The organism is Cesiribacter sp. SM1 (assembly GCF_020178975.1).
In the GTDB taxonomy this organism is placed as follows: domain Bacteria; phylum Bacteroidota; class Bacteroidia; order Cytophagales; family Cyclobacteriaceae; genus Cesiribacter.
In genome coordinates this window covers 298,514-324,844 of record NZ_JAHXBU010000093.1, presented here as the reverse complement: position 1 = coordinate 324,844, position 26,331 = coordinate 298,514, and the positions used below count along the sequence as shown (strand labels likewise).

At 47.2% G+C, this 26,331-nt stretch carries 26 protein-coding genes; 6 read left to right on the top strand and 20 right to left on the bottom strand.

Annotated elements, in window-relative coordinates:
- Positions 1-11: 11 nt before the first annotated feature.
- From KWJ01_RS23255 to KWJ01_RS23240, 4 genes are all read right to left on the bottom strand, one after another.
- Complete coding sequence (locus KWJ01_RS23255) at positions 12-428, bottom strand: response regulator (protein WP_224999524.1); 417 nt, start codon at positions 426-428, stop codon at positions 12-14.
- A 211-nt stretch (positions 429-639) separates the two neighbouring features.
- A complete protein-coding gene (locus KWJ01_RS23250; protein ID WP_224999523.1) occupies positions 640-3,135 on the bottom strand; it encodes a LysM peptidoglycan-binding domain-containing protein in 2,496 nt (831 codons plus the stop codon).
- Entirely contained in the window at positions 3,132-3,770 is a 639-nt protein-coding gene (locus KWJ01_RS23245; RefSeq protein WP_224999522.1) for an O-methyltransferase, read from the bottom strand. The genes KWJ01_RS23250 and KWJ01_RS23245 overlap by 4 nt, the downstream gene beginning before the upstream one ends.
- 210 nt (positions 3,771-3,980) lie before the next feature.
- On the bottom strand, positions 3,981-5,216 hold the full coding sequence (locus KWJ01_RS23240; protein ID WP_224999714.1) for a pitrilysin family protein: 1,236 nt from the start codon (positions 5,214-5,216) through the stop codon (positions 3,981-3,983).
- 233 nt (positions 5,217-5,449) lie between these two features.
- Here KWJ01_RS23240 and KWJ01_RS23235 point away from each other — a divergent pair, with 233 nt between their 5' ends.
- On the top strand, positions 5,450-6,592 hold the full coding sequence (locus tag KWJ01_RS23235) for a glycosyltransferase family 1 protein (protein ID WP_224999521.1): 1,143 nt from the start codon (positions 5,450-5,452) through the stop codon (positions 6,590-6,592).
- Between the two features lie 191 nt (positions 6,593-6,783).
- Here KWJ01_RS23235 and KWJ01_RS23230 read toward each other — a convergent pair whose 3' ends face one another.
- On the bottom strand, positions 6,784-7,635 hold the full coding sequence (locus KWJ01_RS23230; RefSeq protein ID WP_224999520.1) for a DUF1206 domain-containing protein: 852 nt from the start codon (positions 7,633-7,635) through the stop codon (positions 6,784-6,786).
- 220 nt (positions 7,636-7,855) lie between these two features.
- Here KWJ01_RS23230 and KWJ01_RS23225 point away from each other — a divergent pair, with 220 nt between their 5' ends.
- The 3 genes from KWJ01_RS23225 (at position 7,856) to KWJ01_RS23215 (ending at position 11,197) form a co-directional block, all read left to right on the top strand.
- Positions 7,856-9,145 (top strand): aminopeptidase P family protein, encoded by a 1,290-nt coding sequence (locus tag KWJ01_RS23225; protein WP_224999519.1) that lies wholly within the window; start codon positions 7,856-7,858, stop codon positions 9,143-9,145.
- A gap of 259 nt (positions 9,146-9,404) precedes the next feature.
- Positions 9,405-10,340 carry a hypothetical protein gene (locus tag KWJ01_RS23220; RefSeq protein WP_224999518.1) on the top strand — a complete coding sequence of 312 codons (936 nt, stop codon included), beginning with the start codon at positions 9,405-9,407 and terminating at the stop codon, positions 10,338-10,340.
- 101 nt (positions 10,341-10,441) lie between these two features.
- Positions 10,442-11,197: a hypothetical protein gene (locus KWJ01_RS23215; protein WP_224999517.1), complete on the top strand. Its 756-nt coding sequence runs from the start codon at positions 10,442-10,444 to the stop codon at positions 11,195-11,197.
- A gap of 135 nt (positions 11,198-11,332) precedes the next feature.
- Here the strand turns inward: KWJ01_RS23215 and KWJ01_RS23210 are convergent, their stop codons facing one another.
- The 6 genes from KWJ01_RS23210 to KWJ01_RS23185 form a co-directional block, all read right to left on the bottom strand.
- The gene (locus KWJ01_RS23210) at positions 11,333-11,497 is read right to left on the bottom strand and encodes a DUF1328 family protein (protein ID WP_081786944.1); all 165 of its coding nucleotides are present in this window, start codon (positions 11,495-11,497) and stop codon (positions 11,333-11,335) included.
- Between the two features lie 140 nt (positions 11,498-11,637).
- Positions 11,638-12,468, bottom strand: coding sequence for a translation elongation factor Ts (gene tsf, locus KWJ01_RS23205; protein ID WP_224999516.1), 831 nt, complete (start codon positions 12,466-12,468; stop codon positions 11,638-11,640).
- Between the two features lie 198 nt (positions 12,469-12,666).
- Entirely contained in the window at positions 12,667-13,443 is a 777-nt protein-coding gene (gene rpsB, locus KWJ01_RS23200) for a 30S ribosomal protein S2 (protein ID WP_224999515.1), read from the bottom strand.
- A gap of 29 nt (positions 13,444-13,472) precedes the next feature.
- Complete coding sequence (gene rpsI / locus KWJ01_RS23195) at positions 13,473-13,853, bottom strand: 30S ribosomal protein S9 (protein ID WP_224999514.1); 381 nt, start codon at positions 13,851-13,853, stop codon at positions 13,473-13,475.
- Entirely contained in the window at positions 13,850-14,305 is a 456-nt protein-coding gene (gene rplM / locus KWJ01_RS23190; RefSeq protein ID WP_224999513.1) for a 50S ribosomal protein L13, read from the bottom strand. Before rplM ends, rpsI begins: the two co-directional genes overlap by 4 nt.
- Before the next feature lie 119 nt (positions 14,306-14,424).
- Positions 14,425-15,138, bottom strand: a complete 714-nt coding sequence (locus KWJ01_RS23185; RefSeq protein ID WP_224999512.1) for an RluA family pseudouridine synthase — start codon at positions 15,136-15,138, stop codon at positions 14,425-14,427.
- A gap of 288 nt (positions 15,139-15,426) precedes the next feature.
- On the opposite strand from KWJ01_RS23185, the gene KWJ01_RS23180 reads away from it, so the two are divergent.
- Positions 15,427-16,092, top strand: a complete 666-nt coding sequence (locus KWJ01_RS23180) for a 2OG-Fe(II) oxygenase (protein WP_224999511.1) — start codon at positions 15,427-15,429, stop codon at positions 16,090-16,092.
- A gap of 248 nt (positions 16,093-16,340) precedes the next feature.
- Here KWJ01_RS23180 and KWJ01_RS23175 read toward each other — a convergent pair whose 3' ends face one another.
- The 7 genes from KWJ01_RS23175 to KWJ01_RS23145 form a co-directional block, all read right to left on the bottom strand.
- A complete protein-coding gene (locus KWJ01_RS23175; RefSeq protein WP_224999510.1) occupies positions 16,341-17,192 on the bottom strand; it encodes a phosphatase PAP2 family protein in 852 nt (283 codons plus the stop codon).
- 89 nt (positions 17,193-17,281) lie between these two features.
- On the bottom strand, positions 17,282-18,187 hold the full coding sequence (locus tag KWJ01_RS23170) for a zinc-dependent peptidase (RefSeq protein ID WP_224999509.1): 906 nt from the start codon (positions 18,185-18,187) through the stop codon (positions 17,282-17,284).
- Positions 18,188-18,364: 177 nt separating this feature from the next.
- A complete protein-coding gene (locus KWJ01_RS23165; RefSeq protein WP_224999508.1) occupies positions 18,365-19,447 on the bottom strand; it encodes a cell wall metabolism sensor histidine kinase WalK in 1,083 nt (360 codons plus the stop codon).
- 82 nt (positions 19,448-19,529) lie between these two features.
- On the bottom strand, positions 19,530-20,213 hold the full coding sequence (locus tag KWJ01_RS23160) for a response regulator transcription factor (protein ID WP_224999507.1): 684 nt from the start codon (positions 20,211-20,213) through the stop codon (positions 19,530-19,532).
- A 114-nt stretch (positions 20,214-20,327) separates the two neighbouring features.
- Entirely contained in the window at positions 20,328-21,122 is a 795-nt protein-coding gene (locus KWJ01_RS23155; protein ID WP_224999506.1) for a DUF3108 domain-containing protein, read from the bottom strand.
- Positions 21,123-21,165: 43 nt separating this feature from the next.
- Complete coding sequence (locus tag KWJ01_RS23150; protein ID WP_224999505.1) at positions 21,166-22,191, bottom strand: aminopeptidase; 1,026 nt, start codon at positions 22,189-22,191, stop codon at positions 21,166-21,168.
- Between the two features lie 6 nt (positions 22,192-22,197).
- Complete coding sequence (locus KWJ01_RS23145) at positions 22,198-23,322, bottom strand: hypothetical protein (RefSeq protein ID WP_224999504.1); 1,125 nt, start codon at positions 23,320-23,322, stop codon at positions 22,198-22,200.
- A 236-nt stretch (positions 23,323-23,558) separates the two neighbouring features.
- On the opposite strand from KWJ01_RS23145, the gene recA reads away from it, so the two are divergent.
- Complete coding sequence (gene recA, locus KWJ01_RS23140) at positions 23,559-24,587, top strand: recombinase RecA (protein ID WP_224999503.1); 1,029 nt, start codon at positions 23,559-23,561, stop codon at positions 24,585-24,587.
- Positions 24,588-24,704: 117 nt separating this feature from the next.
- Here the strand turns inward: recA and KWJ01_RS23135 are convergent, their stop codons facing one another.
- Both KWJ01_RS23135 and KWJ01_RS23130 read right to left on the bottom strand, forming a co-directional pair.
- A complete protein-coding gene (locus KWJ01_RS23135) occupies positions 24,705-25,166 on the bottom strand; it encodes a hypothetical protein (RefSeq protein WP_224999502.1) in 462 nt (153 codons plus the stop codon).
- Between the two features lie 50 nt (positions 25,167-25,216).
- A complete protein-coding gene (locus KWJ01_RS23130; RefSeq protein WP_224999501.1) occupies positions 25,217-26,269 on the bottom strand; it encodes a hypothetical protein in 1,053 nt (350 codons plus the stop codon).
- Positions 26,270-26,331: the final 62 nt, after the last annotated feature.

Sequence of the window (26,331 nt, the reverse complement as noted above, 5' to 3'; positions counted from 1 at the left end):
TATTAAAGCCTTTAGCTTGCGAGGTCGTGCATTTTAATATCAGACAAAGCGCTCTCTGTGAGGGGCTTGGTGATAAATTTTATCACGTGGTCGTTGTTTACAATTTTGTCGATATCCCGTTTGTTATCGGAAGATGAAAGGATAATAACCTTGCATTTATCCTTTACTGTGTCTGAAAACTTCTCAAACTCATACAGGAACACAAAACCATCCACAATTGGCATGTTGATATCCAGAAATATAAGGCTGGGTAAGCGCCCGGGATTTTCCTTATGCTTCTCCAGATATTCCAATGCGCTTTTACCGCTGTTTTTTATCTCAACCTCTTTTGCAAATTTGGTTATCTCAATGATACGCTTACTGATAAAGTTGTCAGTATCATTATCATCTACCAGCATAACCAAATCTATAGGTGTAGTAGCATTCATGTGTAACGCCTGTAATTAACTCAGTTGAATTTATAGTATTTCCAGGAACCGCTTAAGGAGATGTATAGTCCTTAATAAAGCTCTGGAATTTGTAAAATTATAATAAATCCAGATAGGTAGTGATAGAAAAACAGATTCTTTATTACTTCAGTGACAATTAATACAGAAGCCAAAGAACCATACGCATAATGTTTATCCATTCACATCACCACTACTTTCTGCCAACAACTAAAACTTCACCGGGACGAATACTGAAGTCTTCTTTCCGGTTCCATTCCATGATGTCCTTAATTGTAACATTATACTTACGTGCAACCCTGTACATCGTCTCTCCTTCGGCAACTGCATGGTAGAGGTAACGATCATCTTCAGAGGTAGGCGTAGCAACAGCTGACGCAGTAGTTTCACCCTCCTGCGCATTTGTTGCACTGCTTTCTGATTGTGCCAAAGCTGCAGCTGCTTTTTGTACCTGCTTAAGCTGCAGCGCCTGCCCAACACTTAGCACAGCATTAGCTGCCATGTTATTACGTTCGCGCAACTCCTGCACACTAAGACCATAAAGTTTACCGATTCCGTACAGCGTTTCACCTGCTTTTACCACGTGCACCGTATCGGGAGCACTGGCTGTTGCTACAGCTGCGTTTTCTGCGGCCTGTGGCTGGGCAGCAGCTAAGTCCTGCTTTTGTGCTGGAGCTGTACGTATGGGTTGCTGTTCCAGCAAAGGATCTTCTTCTCCTATAAATTTTACAGGGCCGTGCACTGCAAAACTATCCGGATCGTCTTTTTTCTGTTCAGTCACCTGCACTGCAACAGCTTCTGTATTTTCTTTACTTTCCGGAAAAATATTACGTTCATCGATGCTGTCGGCCGGATATACATGAGATTCTTCAACAAGAGAATCAGCCGGTTCTGCCTCTGGCAACATTACAATTACTTGCTGTTTCGGCTTTACCTTAGCCCGGGCAGGCTCGGAAATAACGGGGGTATCTGCAGCAATGGCAACTGTAGCTGATGGCTGGGAATACTCATTTGCTCCAGCTTGTGCAGGTGCCGGCTCAGGGGTAGCAGTGTTCTGCTCAGGTGCATTTCTGTTTTCGGGACTTTGAACCGCCACTGGCTTACTTTGCACAGGGATTTGCTCTTTTTGCGGCTCCTGAACTCTTAGCGGCTGCTCCTTTACTGCTACGGCAGCCTGCCGGGGCTTTTCCTGTGCCTGCTGCACAGGTCTGTTTTGCCTTGCTTCGTTCCGTACCGGCTTTACTTCTGCACGGCCTGGCTCTGCTGCACTGGCTAATTGCACTGTGTTGCTACCACCCTGCTCCATCGACACTAGGGCTGCTTCTGCCTGTGCTTTTTTCTTTGGGACCGCCTCATAGGCAACAGGCTCGTTAGCTGGGCGGATGTAACGCAGCCAAACTACCTGGCCTGGTTTTACACCATCGCGCTCGCGCATCCTGTTTTTCTGCAGCAGTTTGTCCATACGAACGCCATATTTCTGCGAAATATCCCACAGTGTTTCGCCTTCTGCCACCACATGGCGGTACACTGTAGCCTTCTTTTTCTTTTTGCGGAAGTAGTACACCTGCCCGGGCTTGAGCACATCTCCCGGCCTGATATCATTATACTTCAGGAAACTGGCCACAGACACCCCCCCTGCCTTGGCAAGATCACGGGAGTTATCGCCCGGCCGGGCAACTGCGGCCTGTATGCCATTGATTTTGGTAATCACCAGCTGATCACGCACTGCAGGGGCAAGCTCCGGTTCCTTTTGCTTCTCCCCGAACACTTTATCTTCGAACGACTGGCGCTTGTTCTTATGCTTTTGTTTATCAGGCGCAGTTGCTTCACTTTCGGCAAGCAGGTTAGGTGCCTCATCCAGCTCCACCGGAACTATTACTACGTACTCCTTATCATCGGGCACCCGGTTGGTTTTTAACCACTTGTTGTACTCTACCAGCAAATCGTGCTCGGTATTAAACTCCAGGGCAATATCTTCCAGCGTTTTATTTGCACAGTTTTTATGCTGATACAGCATCAGACTGCGTGGTTCTTTGCCCACCGCATCTCTGAAAGCCACCAGGTGTGAGAGGAATTTTTTAACATACCAGTAGGTATCGCTATCGATGCGCATTTCGTCAGCACCATAGTAGCGGTCGTTTAAGGAACGTGTGGCGCCACCTAAACCCATCTGGTAAGACTGCAGGGAGTAAAGCCAGTTATTAAAAGTAGCATTGCTTTTGAGCAGGTACTTGGCTGCGCCCGTGGTGGAGGCCACAATGTTCATGCGCTCGTCTACATGGCGGTCTACACGCATACCAACTTCTGTGGCAGAGGCCTCTTTAAACTGCCAGAAGCCCACAGCCTTGGAAGAGGAAACAGCATCCGAGATCAGCGCACTTTCCTGAATTACCAGGTATTTGACATCATCAGGAACCCCATGCTCAGCAAGAATGGGCTCTATGATGGGCAGGTACATATCTACCCGCTCCAGTTTCATGTAAAAGTATTTGGGGCTTCTGTACAGTGCATCTACATCGGCCTGAATATCGCGCCGGGCCTGTTCGGTAAGATGCAGCCTCATGTTTGCAAACTCAATTACCTGTGGCACCTGCGGCACCTGGGGCACCTGTGCCAGTAAAGGCTGTGCCCACAGCATTGCCAGAACAGCAATCAAAATACGGAAGCGAAAGCCAAACTTTGTCCTCATTTTTTCCTGATTATCATCAACCCATCCCGAACAGGCAGCAACACATTTTCTACCCGCTCATCATCCTGTATCGTACGATTAAAAAAGCGCAAAGCTTCGGTATCCTTATCGGTTGCCGCTGCCTGCGCCACTTTGCCACTCCAAAGTACATTATCAGCAATCATGTATCCACCTGGCGCCATTTGTTCTATTACCAGCTTGTAATAGGCGAGGTAATTGCGTTTATCGGCATCGATAAACACAAGATCCCAGGCATGCCGCAGGCCCGGAACTACCTCCAGGGCATTGCCAATGTGGTAGTGAATACGGTCTGCCCGGGGAGATTGTTCGAAATATCCCCGCACACGTTCTTCCAGCTCTTCGTTGATATCAATGGTATGAAGCACCCCATCCGGATGCAGCCCCTCGGCCATACACAGGGCAGAGTAGCCTGTATAGGTGCCAATTTCCAGCACAGCCTTTGGCCTGATCATACTGGTAAGCATAGCCAGCAAGCGCCCCTGCAAATGCCCGCTTAGCATTCTGGGCATTAGAATGTAAGCGTGGGTATCGCGGTTAATTTGCTGCAAAAGCTTATTCTCTGGCGAGGTATGAGCTTCTGCATACGCCAGTAGTTCTTCTCCTATGAACTCCATAAATGGGAGATTATTATAATTGCCTGGCTTGCTTGCGACCACCACTGCAGTTCCTTCCCGGCCGTAAACAATACCACTCCCGGCAAGTGTACAAACCTGCCGGATTACAAAGGTAGAAGTTCTCTTCTACCTACAGCACACTAATTTAAAGAAAATTAGTACAAGGTACTGACTGGAAGCTAACTAACTTGGGGCAAAAAAAAGGAATAATTATTTAGCAGGCTTAAGGGTAAGGCTGCTGAAGCTTTGTGGCTGTAGCATTTCCTGGGCCAGGTACTGTAATTCTGAGGCTGAAATTTTACGAATTCTGGCAAAAATATCCTCAAGCGACTCAATACGCTCCATATCCAGAATGCTTTTTCCCATCATCAGCATCAGGCTTGCGTTGTTTTCTTCGGCCATGGCCAGCTGACCAATCAGCTGTTCCTGTGCCGCATGCAGCTGAAGGGTACCCAGGGGTTTATCGCAAAGTTTACGGAACTCCTGCTCCACCAGGCGAATGCTTTTCTGTAGCTGCCCCGGCTCTGTGGCAAAGCTTATGCTGAACAGGCCTGTATCGGTATAAGGGGTATAGGAGGCATCTACATTATAAACAAAACCCTTTTTCTCCCGCAGGGCCATGTTCAGGCGGCTTGTATTGGCCGGCCCTCCTAAAATATTGGTAAGCATAAAAAAGGGCAGGCGCTGCTCGTCTCTGAGCGCAAAGGCCGGCCGGCCCATGGAAAAATGGGCCTGCATAATGCTTCGCTCCAGCTCCTGCTGCACAGGCTTGTAACCATCGAACGGACGGCGCTGCCGTTCTGCCTTGAATACAGGCAGGTTACCCAGGTATTTTTCTGCAAGGCGAATAGCCTTTTTAGGCGAAATATTACCAACGCAGGAAAAAATGAGCCTGCCGGTATCGAGGTTCTGCTGTACAAATTCCAGGAAGTGCTGCCGCTGAAAACTGTTAAGGGTTTCAGTAGTACCAAGAATGTTGTGGCCCAGGGGATGGTCCGGGAACACCAGGCTATCGAATATATCCTGCAGGGCATCTTCCGGAGAATCCTCATACATCGACATTTCTTCCAGGATCACCCCTCTTTCCTTTTCAATTTGTTTTTCGGGAAAGGTAGAATGGAAGGTAATATCCGTAAGTAGCTCAAGTGCATTCTCCAGGTACTGGTCCAGTACGGAGGCATAAAAGCAGATCTTTTCCTTGGTGGTGTAAGCATTAAGCTCTCCGCCTACAGAATCGAGGCGGTTGAGGATATGATAGGCTTTTCTTTTGAGCGTGCCTTTGAAGGCCATATGCTCCCAGAAATGCGCCAGTCCCATTTGGTAAGGCAGCTCATCTCTGCTGCCAATATCCAATACAAAACCGCAGTGTACAATTTTGGTGTGCACTACCTGTTTATGAACAACGCGAATGCCGTTAGAAAGCTCGTGCAGATAGAAGTCTTGCATCATGAAGACTGCAAAGATAATTAATTTTTTCAGAAGAATTACTCTGTGAATCAGCTACCGAACAAGTATTTACGTTCCTTTACCAAACAAACAGCGTTGTCTGGCGCTTTAATACATGTTGCCCACCATCGGGATGATTTTTAAAAAATATTTAGCTTAGCAACTCAACTGCCGAAGCCAGAGATCTGCCTTTGGCAGGCTAAACATGCCAGCCGCTGCTCTTAAATAGGTATATGAAGATAGGTTTTGATGCCAAACGCGCTTTCCTGAACCGTACAGGACTAGGAAACTACAGCCGTTTTATTATACGTACGCTCACTGAATTTTATCCTGATAACCAGTACCTGCTTTATACGCCCAGTACAGACAAGGTTCATCCGGAATTAAAGCCTCTTATTGAAGAACAGTCTGTGCAGGTGAAAGCCCCGGCAGGCACCATGGCGATGAAGGGACTCAGCTCGGTATGGCGCAGCTACTCCCTGGGCAAAGTGGCCGATAAAGATGGGGTACAACTGCTCCACGGCTTAAGCAACGAACTGCCCCTGGCCAGGAGTAAAAAGGCCAAACAGATCGTTACCATTCATGATCTGCTCTTTTTACGCTACCCCCACCTCTACAACCTGATAGATTTAGGCATTTACAGGCAGAAAACAGAATTTGCCTGCAAAAGGGCAGACAGGATAGTGGCCGTTAGCCGGCAAACGGCCCAGGACCTGATAGAATTTTACAAGGTACCCAGCAGCAAGATCGATGTGGTATACCAAGGCTGCCATCCAAGCTTCAGGGTGGAGTATGATTCTTATGTACTTGACAGAACTGCCTCAAAATACAAGCTCCCACAAGATTTTATTCTGAATGTAGGCACCATGGAGCCCCGTAAAAATGCCCTGCTGATTTTACAGGCCATGGCCCATTTAAAGAGCAAGATTCAGCTGCCCCTGGTGCTGGTTGGCAAAGCCACCAAGTACAAAGAAGAGCTGGTGGCCTACGCCAGAAAAGAAAACCTGCTGGACCAGGTGCATTTTCTTCATAATGTAACTTTTGAAGATTTGCCCAAGCTGTACCAGCTTAGCCGCATGTTTATCTACCCGTCTGTTTTCGAAGGATTTGGCATTCCTATACTGGAAGCCCTGTGCAGCCGTGTACCTGTTATCACCAGTAAAGGCTCCTGTTTCGATGAGGCAGGCGGGCCCCATTCCATCTACATCAACCCTAACGATCCAGAAGAGCTGGCCGATGCCATCCTACGCGTAATCAACAACCCTACCATGGCCACCAAAATGATCATAGATGGTGTAGCACATTCCCTTAGTTTTGAAGATGAGCGCGTGGCCCAAAACCTGATGGATGTGTATAAGAAGGTTTTGAATGGTTAACAACCTTTGATGATAACCGCTGGCATACTGACCTGTGAACGGCCATGTGCCGCCAGCGAATTACCGCAGCGGCTTAGCAGCAGAAAAAAGCGGGCATACATCCTGTCAATAAGCCAGAATAGGAACAGAAAAGGCCACCCTTAGCAGGTGGCCTTTCTCATGTACATGTACATGCACATAAGAATTATATTTTATACCCGTACATTCGGAATGTGACGGTATTTAGACATAATGAACATAAAGATACCGTAGGCAGCCAGGCCCAGGGCAACAGCCGCTAATAAATAAGGCCCGCCGCTGTTGGATAAAAAGCTAAGTGCATCGCCTGTGCCACCAGTCTCGCTTGCATCTGACTCTACCGCAGCTCTTACTAGAAAGTAACCTAAAATTACAAACACAATGCTACGGGCAACATAGCCTACGCGGCCTGCACGTGAGTAAACCTCATGTTCCTTATGATTCATGGAGCGCTCATTCACCTGGCCTTCAAACTTATGCTTAACGGCCCTGTATAGCTCGTAAAATCCTTTCAGGATAACGATACCCGCCAGGATTCCTACCAGGATCTGGCCATAAGACTGCTGCAGCACTTTTGCAATCAGTGTTTCCTGACCGCTGCCGCCACCGCCGCCTGAACCGCTACCCAGTTCCGGAATAAGCATACGGGCTGCCATAAAGGCAAAAAACAGGTAGGTAAGGCCACTAAAGAAAAAGCCTGTCCGTTTAATGATGCCTTTTGTATCGGTGCCGTTCCCATCAGGGTCTTTAAAGGCCATAATCATGCGCCATGCAAAATAGCAAAGCAGGCCAATAATCACGAGCCCAAGCAGAATCTGTCCGAAGGGTTGCTGCAAAATCCAGGAAAATACACTTTCCTGATCTGCGCTTGAATCGCCTCCCTGACCAAATGCGGCCATGGCTGCCAATACACCAATTAAAATGTATACTGTACCTTTTGAGGCAATGCCTATACGGGCAAAGGTATCAATCCATTTAGGCATGCGGTTCCTTGCCGAATGAGCGGCTGACCTAATATTATTCATAGCTGTACTCTTTTAAAAAATTAATAATCAACTGATTAAAAAATAGACTTAAACAACTAATCTCATATTAGCTGCTCTCCATTAAACGTAAGCTGTTGTGTGGGGTTTCTTCCGGGCTTGCTGCCCGGCCATCTCGCCATAATTTCTGCAGTAGTTATTTTGGCCTCCACAGGCGCATTTTTTACCTTTACCCAGCTCTGTACCAAACAGCAAAAAACCTATGCGATATTTACCTATAGACAAGGAGTTGTTCATCCGCAACCGCCAGAAGCTGGTTAAGCAGCTTAAGCCTAAAAGCATGGCAATTTTTAACTCCAATGATATTATGCCTACCAGTGCCGATGGTACCATGCCTTTCCGGCAGGCAACTGATATTTTTTACCTCTCCGGTATAGATCAGGAAGAAAGTGTATTAGTGGTATTCCCCGACCACCCCGAGGAGAAATACCGTGAAATATTATTTTTAAGAGAAACCAGTGAGCTGATTGCCATTTGGGAAGGACATAAATATACCAAAGAGGAGGCACTGCAGACATCAGGCATCAAATCTGTATACTGGCTAAGTGAATTTGAGCAGGTATTCAACAGCCTGATGGCAGAAGCAGATCAGGTGTACCTGAACTCAAATGAACACCTACGCAATAGTTCCGTGGTGCAAACCCGCGAAATGCGCTTTACCAGGTGGTGTATGGAGCATTACCCGCTCCACAGGTACGAGCGCTCTGCTCCTATCATGCACCACTTACGCGCCATAAAGGAAGAAAGCGAAATACAACTGCTGCAAACAGCCTGCGATATTACAGAAAAAGGCTTCAGGCGGGTGCTGCAGTTTGTAAAGCCCAGGGTAATGGAGTATGAAGTAGAGGCCGAGTACATTCACGAGTTTTTGCGCAACCGCAGTGGCGGCTTTGGCTATACGCCTATTATTGCCAGTGGCGCCAATGCCAATGTGCTGCACTATATCGAAAACAACCAGGAGTGCAAAGATGGTGACCTGCTCCTGATGGATGTAGGCGCCAGCTATGCAAATTACAATGCCGACATGACCCGCACCATACCTGTAAACGGCCGCTTTACCAGCCGCCAGCGCGAGGTGTACCAGTCGGTACTGCACGTACATAAAGAAGCCGTTAAGCTGCTGCGCCCAGGCAACAGCATACCAGAGTACCACAAGCAGGTGGGCGAGCTTATGACAGAGCAACTTATTAAGCTGGGGCTCATCAGCCGGGAAGATGTGCAAAAGCAAAACCCCGAAAAGCCAGCTTATAAAAAATACTTTATGCACGGCACCAGCCATCACCTTGGCCTCGATGTGCATGACTACGGACGCATATACCGCAAATTCGAGCCCGGCATGGTCTTCACGGTAGAACCCGGCATCTACATTCCTGCCGAAGGCATTGGCATTCGGCTGGAGAACAACATTGTCATCAGGGAAAATGAGAATTTCGACCTGATGCGGAATATTCCCATAGAGGCTGATGAAATAGAAGATATCATGAACAGCTAACAACGAAAACCTCCGGCAACGGAGGTTTTTTTTCGTTAAACCCATCACACATCGTTAAGATCAGCCATAGAGCAGAGCAAGAGCCAGTGCGGAGGTTATTCCTGAAAGAAGCCTCCGCTTTGCCCCAGCATTGCGCCCTAACACCTGGAGCAAACTTCTAAACCCGCTTTTCTGCTGGAAACAGACTAAACAATACCTGTGTAGCATATAAGTACCATCAAACGGGAAAAACAGCAGCCAGTTAAATAGCTTGCCCCTGATGAAAAACGAATCTTACGTTCACCGGGACAGCGCCATTACCCAAACATTTGGAGGTGGCTGGGGCATTCTGTCAATCATTCTCTCGCTCTTTACCCTGGGCATGGTTTCTCTCATTTACATACAGATCCCCAGGCAGGAGAGCACATTCGACACCCTTATGCTCTACTGGTTCAGCAGTGTATTTTTACTCATGGGGCTGCACCAGGGGTTTTATGGCTTCAGGGCTTTATTTAAAAGGCTGCACTTGCGCTATTCCCAGGCAAAAGGGCGCCCGTACTGGCAGCTGGATTACCCCTGGCAAAGCAGAGGGGCAGTATACAACAGCAAAAAAAAGCTTTTAACCGAGCATATAAAGGTGCTCTTCTTCACTATTTTTCTGGCGCCTTTTCTGTACCTGGTTTACTTTAGAGATGCAGACACTACTGAATTGTGGGTAAAAGTGGTTGTGGCTGCCTTTGTATTGATTATCGGCCTAATGGTTTACTCACTCCGGACTGCCTGGTATTACCATTTCCGGCACGGCAGCACCACCCTAAAGTGGGAACAGTGTCCACTGGAGCCAGGAGTGCCCTTTTCTCTTGAGCTCATCAACCAAAAACTACTGAACAGGCAACAGCCACTGAATATTTCTGTGCGCTATATTGAGGAGGTGTGGGTGAGTAGCGGCAAGGGCAAAAACCGCAGTAACAAGCTTATGTTTCTTGCTGTGCACGATTACCGCCAGGTAGTTACCCCCAGTGAAGGCAGGCTGCGTTTTTCTGTATGCCTCCCTGAAAATTCGCCCACCAATGCCATAGCATCGGGCAAAGCCGCATATTGGGAGTTAGTAGTGCATAATTCTAAAGATCTTAACTGGCACCCCTACCTGGCCTGGTTTTTCTTACCTGTTTACAGCATGGAAGAAAAAGCAGTTGCAGCTAAAGCGCTGGCCTGATCTGGCAAGGCAGTGCAACCATCTTCAGCAGTGTTTTACGCGTATACTACCTATTATGGCTTTTAACTGTAACAAAAACAGGTTTATACGTTAATTCTCTGATGAAAGAAATATTGAGCTTAGTACTACTTACTGTCTGCCTTATATTCACAGCCAGTGCACAAGAGTTTAAACAGGCAAACACAGCGTATGGCCAGCCTCTGCTCGTACTTACCGAGACCAATCCCGGGCTGAAGGTACCCGGTGCAGATGTTCCCTCCTTTGCACTCTACGAGGGCGGGCAGATTATTTACAAACAGAGCGGAAATAGCGGAGAACGCTACTACCACACCCAGCTGGCACAGGAGCAGCTGCAGGAGCTTATTGGCAGCCTTCTTATTACACAAGACCTGATGAGGCTGCCCGAGAAGCCCGCTACAGCCCCGGCAAATGATCAGCCGGTAAATAGAATGGTGCTAAACTTCGATACCCTGCTGGTAAAGCAGGTTTATGGCGATCTGAGAAATGATGAAAGAGCCAGAAAAAAAGCCCCTGTTGCTTTCCTGAAGGTGTACGACAACCTGATTGCTTACTCCGAAAGCCATGCCCGGGAATGGCTGCCCCAAAAAATTGAAGTTCTGGTTACCGATTACCTGAAAACACCGGAGCAAACTATTAAATGGCCTGCTGCATGGCCCACCCTCAAATCGCCTGATACAATCTGGCGATCAGAAAAGCTGTACAGCCTTTACCTCGATAGCAGGCATTACCCTGAGCTGCTGGACCTGATGAACAGGTTAAAGGAAGATTATGCCGTTGAAATTAATGGCAAGAAGTTTACCATTTCCTACAGACTGCCATTCCCCAATATTCAATAGTGATTGAGAGGCCGTATGGCATAGCAGTGTTTATAGAACTAATCTATCCATTGGTGTTAAACATGCAACATTGTACAAAAGCAAAGCCCGGCAGTATACACAGCCGGGCTTTGCTTTCTTAAAGAGTTACACTCATCAGCGTCCTCTTACAAAGTGCATGATGATACCAATAACCAGCAGCACCAGAAAAATGTAAAAAATAATTTTTGCAATTTCTGCGGCACCGGCGGCAATACCACCAAAGCCAAAAATTGCGGCAATAAGCGCAATCACTAGAAAAATTACAATCCAACGTATCATAGATCATCTGTTTTGGTTGATAATGCATATATAAAGCAAGAAAAGGGCAAATTGTTTAATATGCCGTCTGTTATGCACAACAACCATAAAACAAAAGCCCGGCATAAACCGGGCTTTTGTTTGCATTAATGTGCTATAGTTTAGCCTATCTGCACACGCTTAAATTTAGTAACAGTCATGCCTTTATTCACAGAATCAAGGTATTTTTCTACCGTTACGCTATTGTCTTTTACAAATTGCTGCTCCAGCAAAGTGTTGTCTTTGTAGAACTTATTGAGCTTACCGGTAGCAATTTTATCGATCATGTTTTCTGGCTTGCCTTCGGCACGTACCTGGTCGCGGGCAATTTCAAGCTCACGCTCAATGGTAGAAGCATCTACACCGTTGCGGTCTACGGCAACAGGGTTCATGGCTGCAATCTGCATGGCCACGCTTTTACCGGCATCTTCGTAGTCGCCACCAGCGTTAGTAAGTGCTACCATTACACCCAGCTTGTTGTTGGAGTGGATGTAAGGAACAACTTTCTCACCACTTAAGCGCTCATAAGCCAGTATATCGATCTTCTCACCGATTTTACCTACCAGTTCAGTGATCTTTTCTTCTACTGAACGGCCATCGCTGGTTTTTGCGCTTTTCAGCTCTTCGGTGCTGGCAGGTTTGCTTTTCACGGCTGTTTCCAGAATTTCCTGGCCCAACTGCTGAAAATCCTGGTTTTTGCCCACGAAGTCGGTTTCGCAACCTAGCGCCACCAGAACACCTTCGGTAGCATCTGCATTGGTTTGCACAAAAACAGCTCCTTCTGAGGTTTCGCGGTCTGCACGGCTGGCCGATACTTTCTGGCCTTTTTTGCGCAGAATGTCAATAGCTTGTTCAAAATCTCCGTTGGCTTCGGTAAGTGCTTTTTTACAGTCCATCATACCGGCGCCGGTCATCTGACGGAGCTTGTTCACGTCTTGTGCGGTAATAGCCATTACAATAAAATATTTTTGGGTTGAAAAATGCGTTGCAAATATAGAATAAACCGCCCTCAACTAAAATTATACTAAGTAGCAGAATGTATCCGGGCGGCTTCTGGTATCTATTATAAACTAATTGGTGTTGGATGAAACAAAAATTGAACACCAACCGGAATCAGTGTTCAATTTTGTAACAGATTGTATGTAGGATTGTTACGCTTCGGTTGTTGATTCCTCGCCTTCGTCTACGGCACGCTTTTCAGCTTCGTCTTCTTTCAGCTTGGTTTCTTCCTTGTCTTTCTTACGCTCCTGAAGACCTTCTTCGATGGCCTGGCCGAACGCTTTTACAAGTAAGCTGATAGATTTGAATGCATCGTCGTTTGCAGGAATTGGATATTCTATCTCGGTAGGGTCAGAGTTTGTATCCACCAGCGCAAACACCGGGATGTTCAGCTTCTGGGCCTCTTTAACAGCGATATGCTCACGCTTAATGTCTACGATAAACAAAGCAGAAGGCAGGCGGCTCTGGTCGGCAATACCACCCAGTACACGCTCAAGTTTCTCACGCTCACGGCCAATCATCAGGCGCTCACGCTTTGCAATGTTTTTCACAGTCTGCTCGTCTTTCATCATTTTGTCCAGGTTAGACATTTTCTTGAGAGACTTGCGGATTGTAGCGAAGTTAGTAAGCATACCACCTAACCAACGCTCAGTCACGAAAGGCATTTTAAGGCGTTCAGCCTCTTGCTTTACGATGTCTTGCGCCTGCTTCTTGGTGGCAACAAACATTACTTTTTTACCTGATCTTACGATCCCTTTAACAGCGTTGGATGCTTCGTCGAGAGCTGCTAAGGTTTTATTTAGGTCGATGATGTGGATACCGTTCTTCTCCATGAAGATGTACGGCGCCATTTTAGGGTTCCACTTTCTCGTTAAGTGTCCAAAGTGAACACCAGCATCCAGTAAGTCTTTATAGGTTATTTCAGCCATTATAAATGATTACAAAGAAAGAATAAATATTAGCGCTTGCTGAACTGGAATCTTCTGCGCGCTTTTCTGCGGCCGTACTTCTTACGCTCAACCATACGTGGGTCACGGGTAAGGAAGCCTTCTTTTTTCAGTTCAGGGCGGTTTTCAGCATCAACTTCAACCAGTGCGCGGGCAATGGCCATGCGAATTGCTTCGGCCTGTCCTTTAATGCCACCACCGTCTACGTTGATATTAATGTCATAATTAGCAACAACCTCTAATTTAGAGAGTGGCTGCTTCACGATGGTCTGAAGAACCTCAGTCGGGAAATAAACAGGTAGCTCCCGATCATTTACGGTAATCTTGCCGCTGCCATCTTCCATGTACAGGCGAGCTACAGACGTTTTGCGTCTACCGATAGTATTGATCATATCAGGTCTTGAATTTTAATTTCTTTTGGCTGTTGAGCTTCATGCGGATGCTCTGCACCACCATATACATACAGGTTGCGGAAAAGCTCGCGACCCAGACGGTTCTTAGGCAGCATGCCTCTTACAGCTTTTTCAACAACCAATGCCTGATTTTTCTCCATCAGCTGACGAGGAGTGGCAAAGCGCTGACCACCAGGATAACCAGTATGGCGTACATACACCTTCTCGGTCATTTTACGGCCGGTAAGCCTTACTTTGTCGGCATTGATAACGATAACATTGTCGCCGCAATCTACGTGCGGTGTGTAGCCAGGTTTGTTCTTGCCGCGAACAATTTTGGCAACCTGACTGGCAAAACGGCCCAGAACCATGTCGGTAGCATCTACTACGACCCAATCCTTCTGGACAGTTGCCTTGTTCAACGAAGCAGTTTTGTAACTAAGCGTATCCACGATTAGACGAATGATTAGAATAATACAACAACCCTACAAAAAGGGACACAAAGATAGAGAATCCCTTACGAATTTGCAAATGTAGGCAAATATTTGGGAATCACCTAAGGAGCTAACACTTATCGGTGCTTAGATAGTTGCTTTATTGCTACAGAAAAATCTTTAAAGTAGGGTGCCTCTACTGATATTGGGCTGCCGTCCACATCTGCAAAGGATAAAGCATAGGCATGCAGCGCCACCCGGCTAATCAGCGGCCGCTCTTCGGTATCTTTCTTTAAATTGAAATTCCGCTTGATATCACTAAGCATCAGCGGCTTTCCGCCATAAGCATCATCGCCACTGATGGGGGCATTCAGCGACTTCAGGTGTATCCGGATCTGGTGCATGCGCCCGGTAACAGGCCTGCACTCAATAAGGGTATGTGACCTGTAGGCCTCCAGGGTTGTGAAAATAGTTTCGGCCGGTTTTCCCTCCTGCCTGTTTATGGTTACCAAACCATTATTCAGCTGCAGTATGGGCAGCAGCACCCGCTCTTCTTTAAATTCATGCAGACCATCGGCTATGGCATGATACACCTTTTGCACCTTCCGCTTCTCAAACTGTATGGCCAGGTTCCGGTATGCTTCCGGGTTCTTGGCAAAGGCAAGGCAACCGCTGGTTTCCTTATCCAGGCGGTGGCAGGCCTGCGCATCCGCCACCAGCTCACGCACCCAGTCCAGCAGGTTGTTGGGGTCGTTACGGTCGTTAAGCGTAGCCACATGCGAAGGCTTGTTGAGCAGCAGGTAGTGCTCGTTTTCAAAAATGATGAGCTCTTTGAGCGATGGTTTTTTCATAGAAAGGCCAAAATTCGGAGCTTCTGCTTTTTAATACAAACAAGCCACCTTCTTTTTGTTCTATTTATTCAAATTAAGACTATGATCCGGAGTCAGAAAAGATAATGTTAGCGCATAGCCATGAACAAGCAGCAATCAAACAATAACAACAACAACAAGCTAAGCAGCAGCCAATACTACTCAATAGAACTTTGCGGAACCATAAAAAAATATTCTGCGTAGTACAGCATCAGGAGCGCCTGCATCAGCGTAGCTTTGTTTCGCATAAATTTGCACGCGTCCGCATATATGGACAATAGCACTTACACACAAGACCCCACTGAGCTGGAACATGCTTTCGACAGCCTGGTTGACAGCCTGGCTGAAAAGGGATATGCCATCATGGATAATATCATGTCTGAGGAAGAATGCGCCGAAGTAAGGGCCATTATTGACCGGCATGAAGAAAACGGCCGCCTGAAAAAAGCCGGCATAGGTACCGGCCATGATTACCAGATAGACCGCAGCATCAGGGGCGACCTGATCCGCTGGATAGAACCAGAGCAGGTAGCACCCGTTACGCAGGCTTACCTTGCCAAGCTACAGCAAATGATGGGGTACATAAACCGCACCCTTTACTTAAGCCTGAAAGACTCAGAGCTACATTACACTGTGTATCCTCCCGGCAAGTTTTACCAGCGCCACCTGGACCAGCTTCGCCTGAACGACCACCGCCGCCTTTCTGTAATTTGTTACCTCAACGACGACTGGCTGCCCGAACATGGCGGAGAACTAAGACTTTACCTGCCCGAAAAGGGGGGCGGAGAACGCATTAAAGATGTACTACCCGTTGCAGGCCGGCTTATCTGCTTTCGCAGCGACTTACTGGAGCATGAGGTACTTCCTGCCATCCGCCACCGCTACAGCATTACCGGCTGGCTGCTGGACCAGCTGGCTGAGCTTACCCATTTATGAAGCTTGGGGTATCGGGCATAAGCTGTGAGGTATGGGGACTATGGACAATAGATTATAGATGATGGATTCACTGTGGTGAATCAGGTAGTGAGAAAGGAGAATGCTCAAAGAGGCTGTATCAAAACTAGTATACATTACTAGTTTTGATACAGCCTCTTTACTTTTATTCCTGGCAGTAAAATGTGCTCACCGCCTCCCGTTCTATTGTCTATCGTCTATTGTCCATAGTCCCCATACCCGATACCTAATTAAAACTGGTAGCGGAGGGCGAAGCCATCGTAGGGGCCGGTAATGGGCTGCAGGCTGAAATTATTGTTTTTGCTAACCTTGTGCAGGTGCGGCACCAGAATACCTATGGAAGCACCAAGGGCATAGCCTACAAGGTTATCGCTTAAAAAGTGCTTGCCTGCTTCTAAACGTCCGTACCCTACCACTGCAGGTATCAGGGCAGCACCAGCCCATACAAAAGGCTTGGCTCTGCTGTTGGGAAAATAATCGTTGAATACTTTTGCTGCAAAGAAGGTTGCACTGGCAGTTGCTGCGGTATGTCCGGCAAAAAATGAATTTGTTGCCTTGATATCGGTGCGATCGTCATTTTCAGGATTTGCATTGTACACCAGTGGCCGGTTGCGGTATATCCAGGCAGCGGAATGGGTGTAGAAGGTACCGGTTATAGCCATGGTTTCCAGGTAAAGAAGGCCAATTTGTCCGGCATCACTCCGCGTTTTTTTATCTGCCAGAAATAGAAGTGGTAATGCAAAAGAGGTATAGAAAGGTATATCCGTAAAATTTGAAACCTTATCGTTATAATTACCTGCAGACCAGCGGTCAAAGTTAGAAATATGTGCTTTGGCTGCTTCCGGGTTGGCGGCTACATAGGCCAGGTACTCTTGTGAAAGGGGGGGTTTATCATTCATAACAGTAAGGCCCCAGTAACTAAGGCCTATACCAGCCGCAGAAATCACACCATCGGCCCAGGTGGTGTTATAAACTTTACCTAAAGATCTCTTAGCATTGGTAGAAACATCTGTATACTGACCAAACAGAGGAGATGCTGCAGAAAGCCACAGCGCTAAAATAATTAATAACGGGTTCTTCATTCCTTAAAAATTTGATTCTACTACAGATGCTTAGATGCTTCTGCAGTTGTATAATATATAACCCCAAAAATACAACAGGGTTTCTAAATTCAGGCTGTAGCTTCTTCCAAACAACACTTTTTATACTTTTTACCACTCCCACAGGGGCACGGATCGTTTCTGCCGGGCTCCTCGGCAGTGGTAAGCTCTTCAGGTTCCTTCTTAGCCGGATGCTGCCTGAAGGTGTGAGCCAGCAGGCGGTACAGCCTGGGGTGTTGCTGTAGCAGCTTGCGCGGACGCTCAAAAAAGTATTCTGTCATTACCGCAAAAAACTCTGCCCCATTGGTAGCTCCATAGGGATTTATTCCTGCTTTACCATTTTTGATCTGCTCGGTTTTTTCCTGCATTACCTCCTGCCAGGCTTCAGCCAGGCCGCCGCTGAGGTAATGATCCGGAAGCCCATCGGTACTGCCATCCTGCTCATCCAGCAGGTGGGCAAACTCATGCAGGCCAACATTACGGCTATCTTTTGGGTTGGCAAACCCCTGCTGCAGGGCCTGCTTGCTGAGCACTACCATGTGCTGGTTTCCCTGCGGTTTAACTTGCCCTGCCGTAATGTTTTGTCGGCCTGGTTCGGGCGAGTGCACGGCCACGGCTCCATCGGTCAGGTATACCTCTCCCAGATTCGGGTATTCCCAGTCTTTATACCCCCAGGTAAGCATCACGGCAGAAGAACCTATAAGCAGGCGGCTTAGGTCATCTACCTCAGTTTCTATTCCAACTATATTAACCTGCGCCAGAAAAACAGACAGCCTGCGCTCAAAGCCTCTTTTCTGCTTTTTAGTCAGTCCGTTGTAAAAAGCCACATTTGTAGCCAGCAGGTGCCGCCAGTCTTTGGGGAAGCCTTGCTGCAGCACCTTTTCCGCCAGCCTTTTTTTTCGGGTAGCCCAGCGGTAATATATAAAAATGATCAGGCCCATAAACCCTATGAAGGCCAGTATGCGTGCGGTATCCATAATAAGAAAGCTGCCTTTTTGATACACAAGACAGCTCCTTAGATACGTAAAATTTTGTAAAGCGTTTTAGAGCAGAGCAGGCCGGAGATATTTCCTGAATTACGTTTGCATGCCGGCACCGTAACTCGCAGCGGGAGAGAAGTTGTGACTATTAACCTGAACAGCGCAGCAATGGCTTTAAACCTCGACTTGCTTTTTCTTAGCCTTTTTCTCTTTTCGTTTTTTAAGCCTGAAACTGAAAACTGATCCTTTGCCTACCTCACTTTGCACATCGATAACAGTTTTGTGGGCCTCCAGAATATGCTTTACAATAGCCAGCCCCAGGCCTGAGCCGCCGCTAACCTTGGCACGGCTCCTGTCAACACGATAAAAACGTTCAAAAATGCGGTTAAGGTGTTCTGCAGAGATCCCCCTGCCGTTGTCTTTGATCAGCACCTTGATGCGGTCACCATCTTCCTGCAGATCTGCTTCTACCCAACCCTCTTCTTCCGGATCTTCTTTTGAATACTTGATGGCATTGGAGGTAAGATTGGTGATTACCTGCTGAATGCGCTGCTTATCGGCCCACACCCACACCTGATCGGGAAAACCAGGTGCCAGGCGCAGGGTAATCACTTTTGATTCGGCCTTTCCCTCCATCTGGTCAAACACTTCGCGGATTAGCTCCGAAAGGTTAAAATAGGAGTAAAGCATTTTTATCTGCTTGTTCTCCAGCTGCGAGAGCATAAGCAGGTCCTGCACCAGCACATCGAGGCCATCCAGGCTTTTAGCTGCTTTCTTCAGGAATTTATCGCGAACGGTTTTATCCTTTACAGCCCCATCGAGCAGGGTGTAAATATATCCCTGGGCAGCAAATATAGGGGTTTTGAGCTCGTGCGATACATCGGCCAGAAACTCCCGCCGAAAGTCTGCCATCCGCTTCAGCTCATCTATTTCGCGCTGTTTCAGCTCTGCATAATTGAAAATCTCCTGGTTAATGAGGCGCAGGGGGTTTCGTGAGCTTGCAGCATTTTCTTCTTTCAGAAATGAAAAGTTTTTCTTTTTGAGCTTTTGTAAAACCTCCTGAATGCGGTTAATCTCCCGGAAAATAAAAAACTCCAGGGTGATAAAGGATAACAGATAAGTGGCGGCAAAAGAAACAGCAAAAGCCACCACAATTGCCCAGGCAGAAGTACCCTCTACCAAAGAAAGAAAAGCGGCCGTTATACCTGCCACAGACAGGGCCAACAAAATTGCTACAGCTCGGGCAGTTTGCTGCATAGGAGAAGGTTAAGTATGGGCGGCCGTGCCGGATATGTTTTTTTTAAAATATACAGATATGCGGCAGCTGGCGGCACAGAAACTAATTCAGCTCAAATTTATAACCAACGCCTTTAATAGTGGTAATGTAGCCCTCACCTATTTTTTCGCGCACTTTACGGATGTGCACATCTACCGTACGGGCCAGCACATATACATCTGAGCCCCATATGTTATGCAATAAATCGTCTCTGCTGAACACTTTATTAGGGTTCTGGGCCAGGAAGAACAGGAGCTCAAACTCCTTGCGGGGCAGTGTAACCTGCTGCTCGCCGATGTTTACAGTGTAGCTGGTGCGGTCTATCACCAGCTCGCCCACATTAATTTTATTGCTGTTCTTTTTCTTTTTGGTTTCCCGCCTGAAGAGCGCTGTAAGCCGGCTCATGAGCGCCCGGGGCTTGATGGGTTTTATGATGTAGTCATCGGCACCAACATCAAAAGCGGCAATTTCTGAGTATTCTTCGGCACGGGCTGTTAAAAAAATGATATAGGAGTTCTGCAGTTCGGACATATCGCGCATCTGGCGGCAGGTTTCTACGCCATCCTGCTCGGGCATCATGATATCGAGCAGTACCACATCGGGCTGAAAAGCCCTTGCCTCCTCTACCCCTTTTCTGCCATTCAGTGCAGTACGCACCAGGTATCCTTCTTTTTCCAGGTTGTACTGCAGCAACTCCAGAATATCCGGCTCATCATCTACAAGCAGTACCTTGTATTGCTGTTTCATAGGGGTTTGTTACTATATGCTTAAAACACTCAAAAGTAAACGCTTTTCAACTAGTACCCAAAAAAGTAAATCTATGTTAAGTCTATTTAAACCAGGCTTAACACTCACTTAACCTTACTTTCTTTTTCCTTTGTCAAAATCACGGATATCTACCTCTATGGCACCTATAAACATATCTGCCTTAATCTTCAGGGGTATTTTATGCTCATCGTCAGAGAGCCACATTTTAACGGCATTTTCTCCCTTAAACAGGCTGTTTTCGGGTAACAGCGGAGAAACCACCAGGGCATCCAGCTTACCGAGGTCTGTTTTTACTTTTTCGCGGCCAATAAACCGAACCTTAAAATCGTATACTTCCTTATCAAAAAAAGCGTCTACCCGGATCACATCGCCCTGCTTGATTTTGCTAAAATCAAGCGTTCGCATATAATAGTAGCCACTCACCAGGTCCTGCACGTAAACCGGCACCTCAAACACCTCGCTGCTTTCAACCTCTCTGCCATTTTTAGAGAGTGTGGAAACCACTGCCTTGCGGTTTAGCTGCTTAAAATTTACAACTTCATTTTTACGATAGTTACCCTCGCGGATGTAGCGGTAAAACTGGTGGGGCACCACTGCAGCCGTATCCATATAGCTGCCCCAGACGTTTTTTACACCATACAGCTTATCTGCCAGGCCTGTTGTGCGGCCCTTTACATCTATTTTATAACAGGGGCGGTCGTTGATGCTGTGCACCCTTTTATCGATCCGCAGCTCTGCCTCTCCTGCCGTTACAAACCCATAGTGCACCCTGTAGGTGAGCTTTTCTCCGGTACCAAAGGCATTGCTCGGCAGGAGCCGGTAGCCATCGTTAGACCTGGCACTTATCAAAAAAAAGGGAAGCAGTAAAATGGGCAGTATCTTTTTCATATCTGGTTGCAGTACAACATCCGTACCAAAAGGGTACAGAACATTAACGTCCGTAGCGGGCTTTATAATATTCCACGAATTGACTTAGATCTCCATTGAACTGTTGCTGCAGCTGTTGCTCTAATTCCACCTGCCCGCTACTATATCTTTCATACGACATAAAATAAGCATTGTTCGGTTCCTGCGCAGCAAAGAAAGCCTGCCAATCTGCCGCCCTGTTCAGCGGCAGGCTAGCGGTTTCTGCAATAATTTCCTGAATCAGCTGTTGTTTCAGGGCTTCTTTTTGCCTGATAGGGGTTTGTGGTGTAAAGCTGTTGTAGAGGCTGTCGAGCCGCCCTAACCCCCTGAGCACATGTTCACTGAATATCTGTCGGTCTTCATAGCGCTCCTGGTATTTTTGCAACTGCTCCGACTCTGGCCCCCAGGTAGCGGCCATGTACCTGCGCGCCCCTTCGTGTCCTACAAATGAGGCAAGGTTTTCATTGAAGGTAAGGGAATCTTTAACAAACACAGTGGCATGGGTAAGCTCGTGCAGTATGGTGTTTACCAGATCGCCCTCCAGCCTAAACAGCAGGTTGCTAAGAATAGGATCACTGAACCAGCCCAGGGTACTCCAGGCACCAACGCTGCGTATGTTGGTATCCCAGCCCTCTGCCTTGAGTGCTGCTTGCTCGGCCTCTGCTTTCTGGTAATCGAAAAAACCTTTGTACGATACAGTACCTACTATGGGAAAGCTCCATTCTTTATTTTCCAGCGCATAGGGGCGACAGGCAGTAACCACCCAGAGAATATCCTCTCCCTTCTGATCATAGAGCGTGGTGTAGTTATCTGTTTCTACCAGCCCAATGCTATCAACGCCCCACTCCCTTACATCGCCCACCAGCACAAGCCTTTGCTTAAGGCTGTCGGGCACTGCGGGGTCCTGCATTATTTCATCGAGCGGCCGGGCATTCCAGAGTACTTCAAACTGCCCCCTGCCCTGCATAATACCATAACCGATAAGCTCCCGCTGCCATATGGCGAGCACAACCAGTACCAATAGCAGCGCCAGACCAATTTTCTTTAGCATGTGTCCTTATCTGTTTTTCTTATTGTGTTTGCTCCAGAGCTCAAAACTGCCGCGGTAATTCAGGTAGGTACCGTGCGAGAATTCAAAGCTTTTTTCCGTCAGATCATAAAACGGTTCTGCACGCAGGCTTAGTGTAAGATGCCTGCCAATAGGTATATCGTTTAACAGTCTTAGCATCAGGATTTGCCGTTCCCGACTGGTAGCACCTGGATTGTCGTAAGTAAAAGAATAAGAGCTGAAAAGAGGCCCTCCTTTGATGGGAATGTACCCATTGCCCTTCCAGTAACTAAGCATAAAACCTCCTAGTTTGGTGTAGGCGGCTGCGTTCAGGTATAGCCCCCAGCCCTTTTCAAAAGGCACCAGGAGTTCATTAGAGGCATCGGAATAGCCCAGTACATAAGGCTGCAGGCTATAGCTGTGCAGAAATTTACGGTCAACCTGCTTGTGCAGCTCCAGGCCCAGAGCCCCATTCACGCGGGTAATCAGCGGGTTTGGGTCGGTATCGATCTGCCCGCCCTGGTGAAAGGCCAGCATTTGCAGGGGCAGCACCAGCTTTATCTTTTCATTTTCTACCAGGTCTGCCCTGGCAGAAAAACCACCCGAAACCACCTCCTGGAACGGGCTGCCGGTATAAATGGTGCGCTCCCAGTCTATCCACACATCCAGCCAGAACCTTTGGCGCTCCCACAGCAGTTGCATACCTTCCTCCAGGCGATCGAGCATTACCAGTTCAAAATCGTACATGGGCTCCACCAGCCGGTGGTTTAAGCTGCCCTGCAGTGTACCAAATATAAACTGCAGGCTATCGAACTTAACCTGCAGCCTGAATACGGGCTGTATGGTACTGTAGTAGCGGTTACCAAAATCGTCGCGGGCAAACAAGCCAGCCGATAAGCGCACCCGTTTATCTGGCTGATAACTTAGCCAGGGCATAACCTCGTAACCAAACAGCGTGTAGCCATCGGCAAAGCGGCCAAAGTATTCGTTGTTTCGGCTAAAAGCCATGGCATAGGTGTGGAGGGTAAGCTTACCACTGTCGGCCTCCTGCACCGCGGGGTTGGGCAAATAAAAAGCCTGGTTGGGTAACTGGGCATTTACAGGCAGTGCCGTTATTATGCTAATGAAGATCAAGAGCTTAAAAAGAAGGCTGCAAACCTGCACATCCGGAAAAAAATTTATAGATTGAGGTAAGGGCTTGGAGGTCTCGAAAAGACTTCTATCTTTGCGAAAAATATTAGCAAAATTCATTAGCAAAAAAGAGGTTGTTTTAGCATTTAGAGCGAACTTTTAAGGCCTCAAATTCCTTCTGATAAAGTGCAGGCGATAGGTCTGCTGCAACAACAAAGCTAAAAATTTTAGTGCATAACATGAGTGATAATCAGGAAAAATTAAAAGCACTTCAGCTTACCATTGACAAGCTGGACAAAACCTATGGCAAAGGTACTATCATGAAGCTCAGCGACGAGGTAGTGGTAGATACTCCTGCCATCAGCACCGGTTCGCTTGGCCTCGACCTTGCCCTGGGCATTGGTGGTATTCCGCGTGGCCGGGTAATTGAGATCTATGGTCCTGAATCAAGCGGTAAAACAACCCTTACCCTGCACTGCATTGCCGAAGCACAAAAGCGTGGCGGCATGGCGGCTTTCATTGATGCCGAGCACGCATTTGACCGTGTGTACGCAGAAAAATTAGGTATAGATACACAAAACCTGTTGATTTCGCAGCCCGATAATGGTGAGCAGGCACTTGAAATTGCCGAACACCTGATCCGTTCCGGCGCGCTCGACATCATCGTGATTGACTCTGTAGCTGCACTGGTGCCAAAAGCAGAGCTGGAAGGTGATATGGGCGATAGCAAAATGGGTCTGCAGGCCCGCCTCATGAGCCAGGCCCTGCGTAAGCTTACCGGCGCGATCAATAAAACACACTGTACCTGTATTTTCATCAACCAGTTGCGCGAGAAGATTGGTGTGATGTTTGGCAACCCCGAAACCACTACCGGTGGTAACGCCCTTAAGTTTTATGCATCTGTGCGCCTGGACATCCGCCGCATAGGCCAGATCAAGGAAGGTGCCGACAATATTGTAGGTAACCGCACCCGTGTGAAGGTAGTGAAGAACAAGGTAGCTCCTCCATTTAAGCAGGTAGAGTTCGATATTATGTACGGCGAAGGTATTTCCAAAGCCGGTGAGATCCTGGACCTTGGCGTAGAACTGGAGGTAATTAAGAAATCAGGCAGCTGGTTCTCTTACAATGATCAGAAGCTTGGCCAGGGCCGCGATGGTGTAAAACAACTCATCAAGGATAATCCCGAGCTGATGGAAGAGCTGGAAGGTAAAATCCGCGCCAAAATCAAAGGCGAACACCTGGAAGAGCCTATCCCTGCTGCAGAGTAGTTTATAGCGATAGATTATGAGCTGGCCAATAATGTAAACACCAGCTTTTAAAAAAATAGAAAAGAGCCCTGCCTGCTGGCGGGGCTCTTTTGTTTTATCAGCTAACTGCCTTACTGATTACAGTTCAGCAATTGTATAGGTAGAACCTGCTTTTTTGATTTTCAGGAAGTCTACTTTTATATCAGAGTCACCAGAGTTGAATACACCAGTGTATGACTTGATCTCACCTTCGTTGTCGCCTTTTACATACAGCGTGTAAGATGTGTTTTTCTCAACCCTGTAGGCTTCTACCTGCACCAGGTACTCTGCATCAGCATAAGCATCACTAAGTGAAACAGATTCGAAGCTGCTAAATGCCGCAGAAACATCAATCTCTGAAGTACCCTTCATCAGGTAAAGCTCCAGGTCTGCATATCTTGTAGCATCGCTGCTGGTGCCACCAGTTGTCCACTCAAGCTCTACAGTAACACCTGCGTTGCTGCTCATTACATTTGCTGGCAGTGGCTCTTCCTCTGTTCCAGAGCAGGCACTCATCACCGCCAGACCTAACATCATTCCTGCTAGTAAACCTTTTTTCATGATCATTGTATTATTGGTAAGGGTTATAATATTTTTTTCAAGACTGTTGATTAGTTACTGCGTGCATAGAATTTTTCGTACTGCGCAAGGCGGTACTGCACATCTTCCATTTTATCGCGCATTGCACGTGCCCATCCACCTTCTTTCATTTCTTCCAGGCGGGTGAGGAACTCCTCGGCATCGCTGAACCTGTAAGTGAGGTAGCAGGAGATTGCCAGGTTTTTCAGAATAGCTTCAGTAACTTTTTTGTCGATGCGAGCCTTGCGATTATCAGGATCTGATTCTGCCAATTCCTCTTTCCAAAGCTTTACAGCCCCATCCATGGTAGCGATGTAATCTGCAGAAGGGTAAATATCTCCTTCGACTTTTTTAGGAGTGGCCGTGTTTACTATTTCAAATGCACTGGTTAATTTGGCATAATCTGTAGCGCCTTTTTTCTCCTTTACAAACTTAATCTCCTCGCGCATCTCTGTTTTTACATAGCCATACTGATCGGCCAGGTAAGTTTTGATAGCGCTGGTATTTGCAGTGAGCTCACGGTTACGCACTTCAGATTTGAAGCTACTGCCACTATTTTTCCAGTATTCGTAAAGGGCAGCCTTGTTAGGAAACTCTTTGGTTTCTGCATAGGCAAAGTCGTTGGAGTTACGCACAAATACATCCTCAACAACCTGCTCTCCCTGCAGTACGCGAAGACGCATAGGGTAACGGAACTGAATAGTGTATGAGTAGTATTCTACTTCCACACTTTTGTCGCCACGCTTTTCGCTACGCTTTGTTGTTTTAAGCTCGGGATAGTTAGGTATGTTGTACCAACCCAGCGATACTTCTGTAACAATACCGTTCTCCTCGCCTGTTTTCTCATAACCAGGCAGTGTGGCAGCATCTTCTAAAGAGGAGGTAATAGAATTACGGTCCTGATCTGCTGCAAGTCCGTCGGGGATAAGAATGCGGCTTGCGTAGGTTCTAACCTCTCCGGCAAACGGATGGCGGGGTAGCTTCAGATATGGTACCTTCACCCACTCATCCTTTACGTTTTGGGCAAACGTAGCACCTGTACCACACACCAGTAGTAACACAGCTAAAGTAAACTTTTTAATCATAACAACAGGTTAAAGTTGATGCACAAAACTATGCTTATGTGTTGTTATGAAAAGTTGATAAA

Coding starts and splice junctions, on each gene's coding strand:
- KWJ01_RS23255 (WP_224999524.1), bottom strand. CDS start 428: ATGAATGCTACTACACCTATAGATTTGGTTATGCTGGTAGATGATAAT.
- KWJ01_RS23250 (WP_224999523.1), bottom strand. CDS start 3,135: ATGAGGACAAAGTTTGGCTTTCGCTTCCGTATTTTGATTGCTGTTCTG.
- KWJ01_RS23245 (WP_224999522.1), bottom strand. CDS start 3,770: ATGGAGTTCATAGGAGAAGAACTACTGGCGTATGCAGAAGCTCATACC.
- KWJ01_RS23240 (WP_224999714.1), bottom strand. CDS start 5,216: ATGCAAGACTTCTATCTGCACGAGCTTTCTAACGGCATTCGCGTTGTT.
- KWJ01_RS23235 (WP_224999521.1), top strand. CDS start 5,450: ATGAAGATAGGTTTTGATGCCAAACGCGCTTTCCTGAACCGTACAGGA.
- KWJ01_RS23230 (WP_224999520.1), bottom strand. CDS start 7,635: ATGAATAATATTAGGTCAGCCGCTCATTCGGCAAGGAACCGCATGCCT.
- KWJ01_RS23225 (WP_224999519.1), top strand. CDS start 7,856: ATGCGATATTTACCTATAGACAAGGAGTTGTTCATCCGCAACCGCCAG.
- KWJ01_RS23220 (WP_224999518.1), top strand. CDS start 9,405: ATGAAAAACGAATCTTACGTTCACCGGGACAGCGCCATTACCCAAACA.
- KWJ01_RS23215 (WP_224999517.1), top strand. CDS start 10,442: ATGAAAGAAATATTGAGCTTAGTACTACTTACTGTCTGCCTTATATTC.
- KWJ01_RS23210 (WP_081786944.1), bottom strand. CDS start 11,497: ATGATACGTTGGATTGTAATTTTTCTAGTGATTGCGCTTATTGCCGCA.
- tsf (WP_224999516.1), bottom strand. CDS start 12,468: ATGGCTATTACCGCACAAGACGTGAACAAGCTCCGTCAGATGACCGGC.
- rpsB (WP_224999515.1), bottom strand. CDS start 13,443: ATGGCTGAAATAACCTATAAAGACTTACTGGATGCTGGTGTTCACTTT.
- rpsI (WP_224999514.1), bottom strand. CDS start 13,853: ATGATCAATACTATCGGTAGACGCAAAACGTCTGTAGCTCGCCTGTAC.
- KWJ01_RS23185 (WP_224999512.1), bottom strand. CDS start 15,138: ATGAAAAAACCATCGCTCAAAGAGCTCATCATTTTTGAAAACGAGCAC.
- KWJ01_RS23180 (WP_224999511.1), top strand. CDS start 15,427: ATGGACAATAGCACTTACACACAAGACCCCACTGAGCTGGAACATGCT.
- KWJ01_RS23175 (WP_224999510.1), bottom strand. CDS start 17,192: ATGAAGAACCCGTTATTAATTATTTTAGCGCTGTGGCTTTCTGCAGCA.
- KWJ01_RS23170 (WP_224999509.1), bottom strand. CDS start 18,187: ATGGATACCGCACGCATACTGGCCTTCATAGGGTTTATGGGCCTGATC.
- KWJ01_RS23165 (WP_224999508.1), bottom strand. CDS start 19,447: ATGCAGCAAACTGCCCGAGCTGTAGCAATTTTGTTGGCCCTGTCTGTG.
- KWJ01_RS23160 (WP_224999507.1), bottom strand. CDS start 20,213: ATGAAACAGCAATACAAGGTACTGCTTGTAGATGATGAGCCGGATATT.
- KWJ01_RS23155 (WP_224999506.1), bottom strand. CDS start 21,122: ATGAAAAAGATACTGCCCATTTTACTGCTTCCCTTTTTTTTGATAAGT.
- KWJ01_RS23150 (WP_224999505.1), bottom strand. CDS start 22,191: ATGCTAAAGAAAATTGGTCTGGCGCTGCTATTGGTACTGGTTGTGCTC.
- recA (WP_224999503.1), top strand. CDS start 23,559: ATGAGTGATAATCAGGAAAAATTAAAAGCACTTCAGCTTACCATTGAC.
- KWJ01_RS23135 (WP_224999502.1), bottom strand. CDS start 25,166: ATGAAAAAAGGTTTACTAGCAGGAATGATGTTAGGTCTGGCGGTGATG.
- KWJ01_RS23130 (WP_224999501.1), bottom strand. CDS start 26,269: ATGATTAAAAAGTTTACTTTAGCTGTGTTACTACTGGTGTGTGGTACA.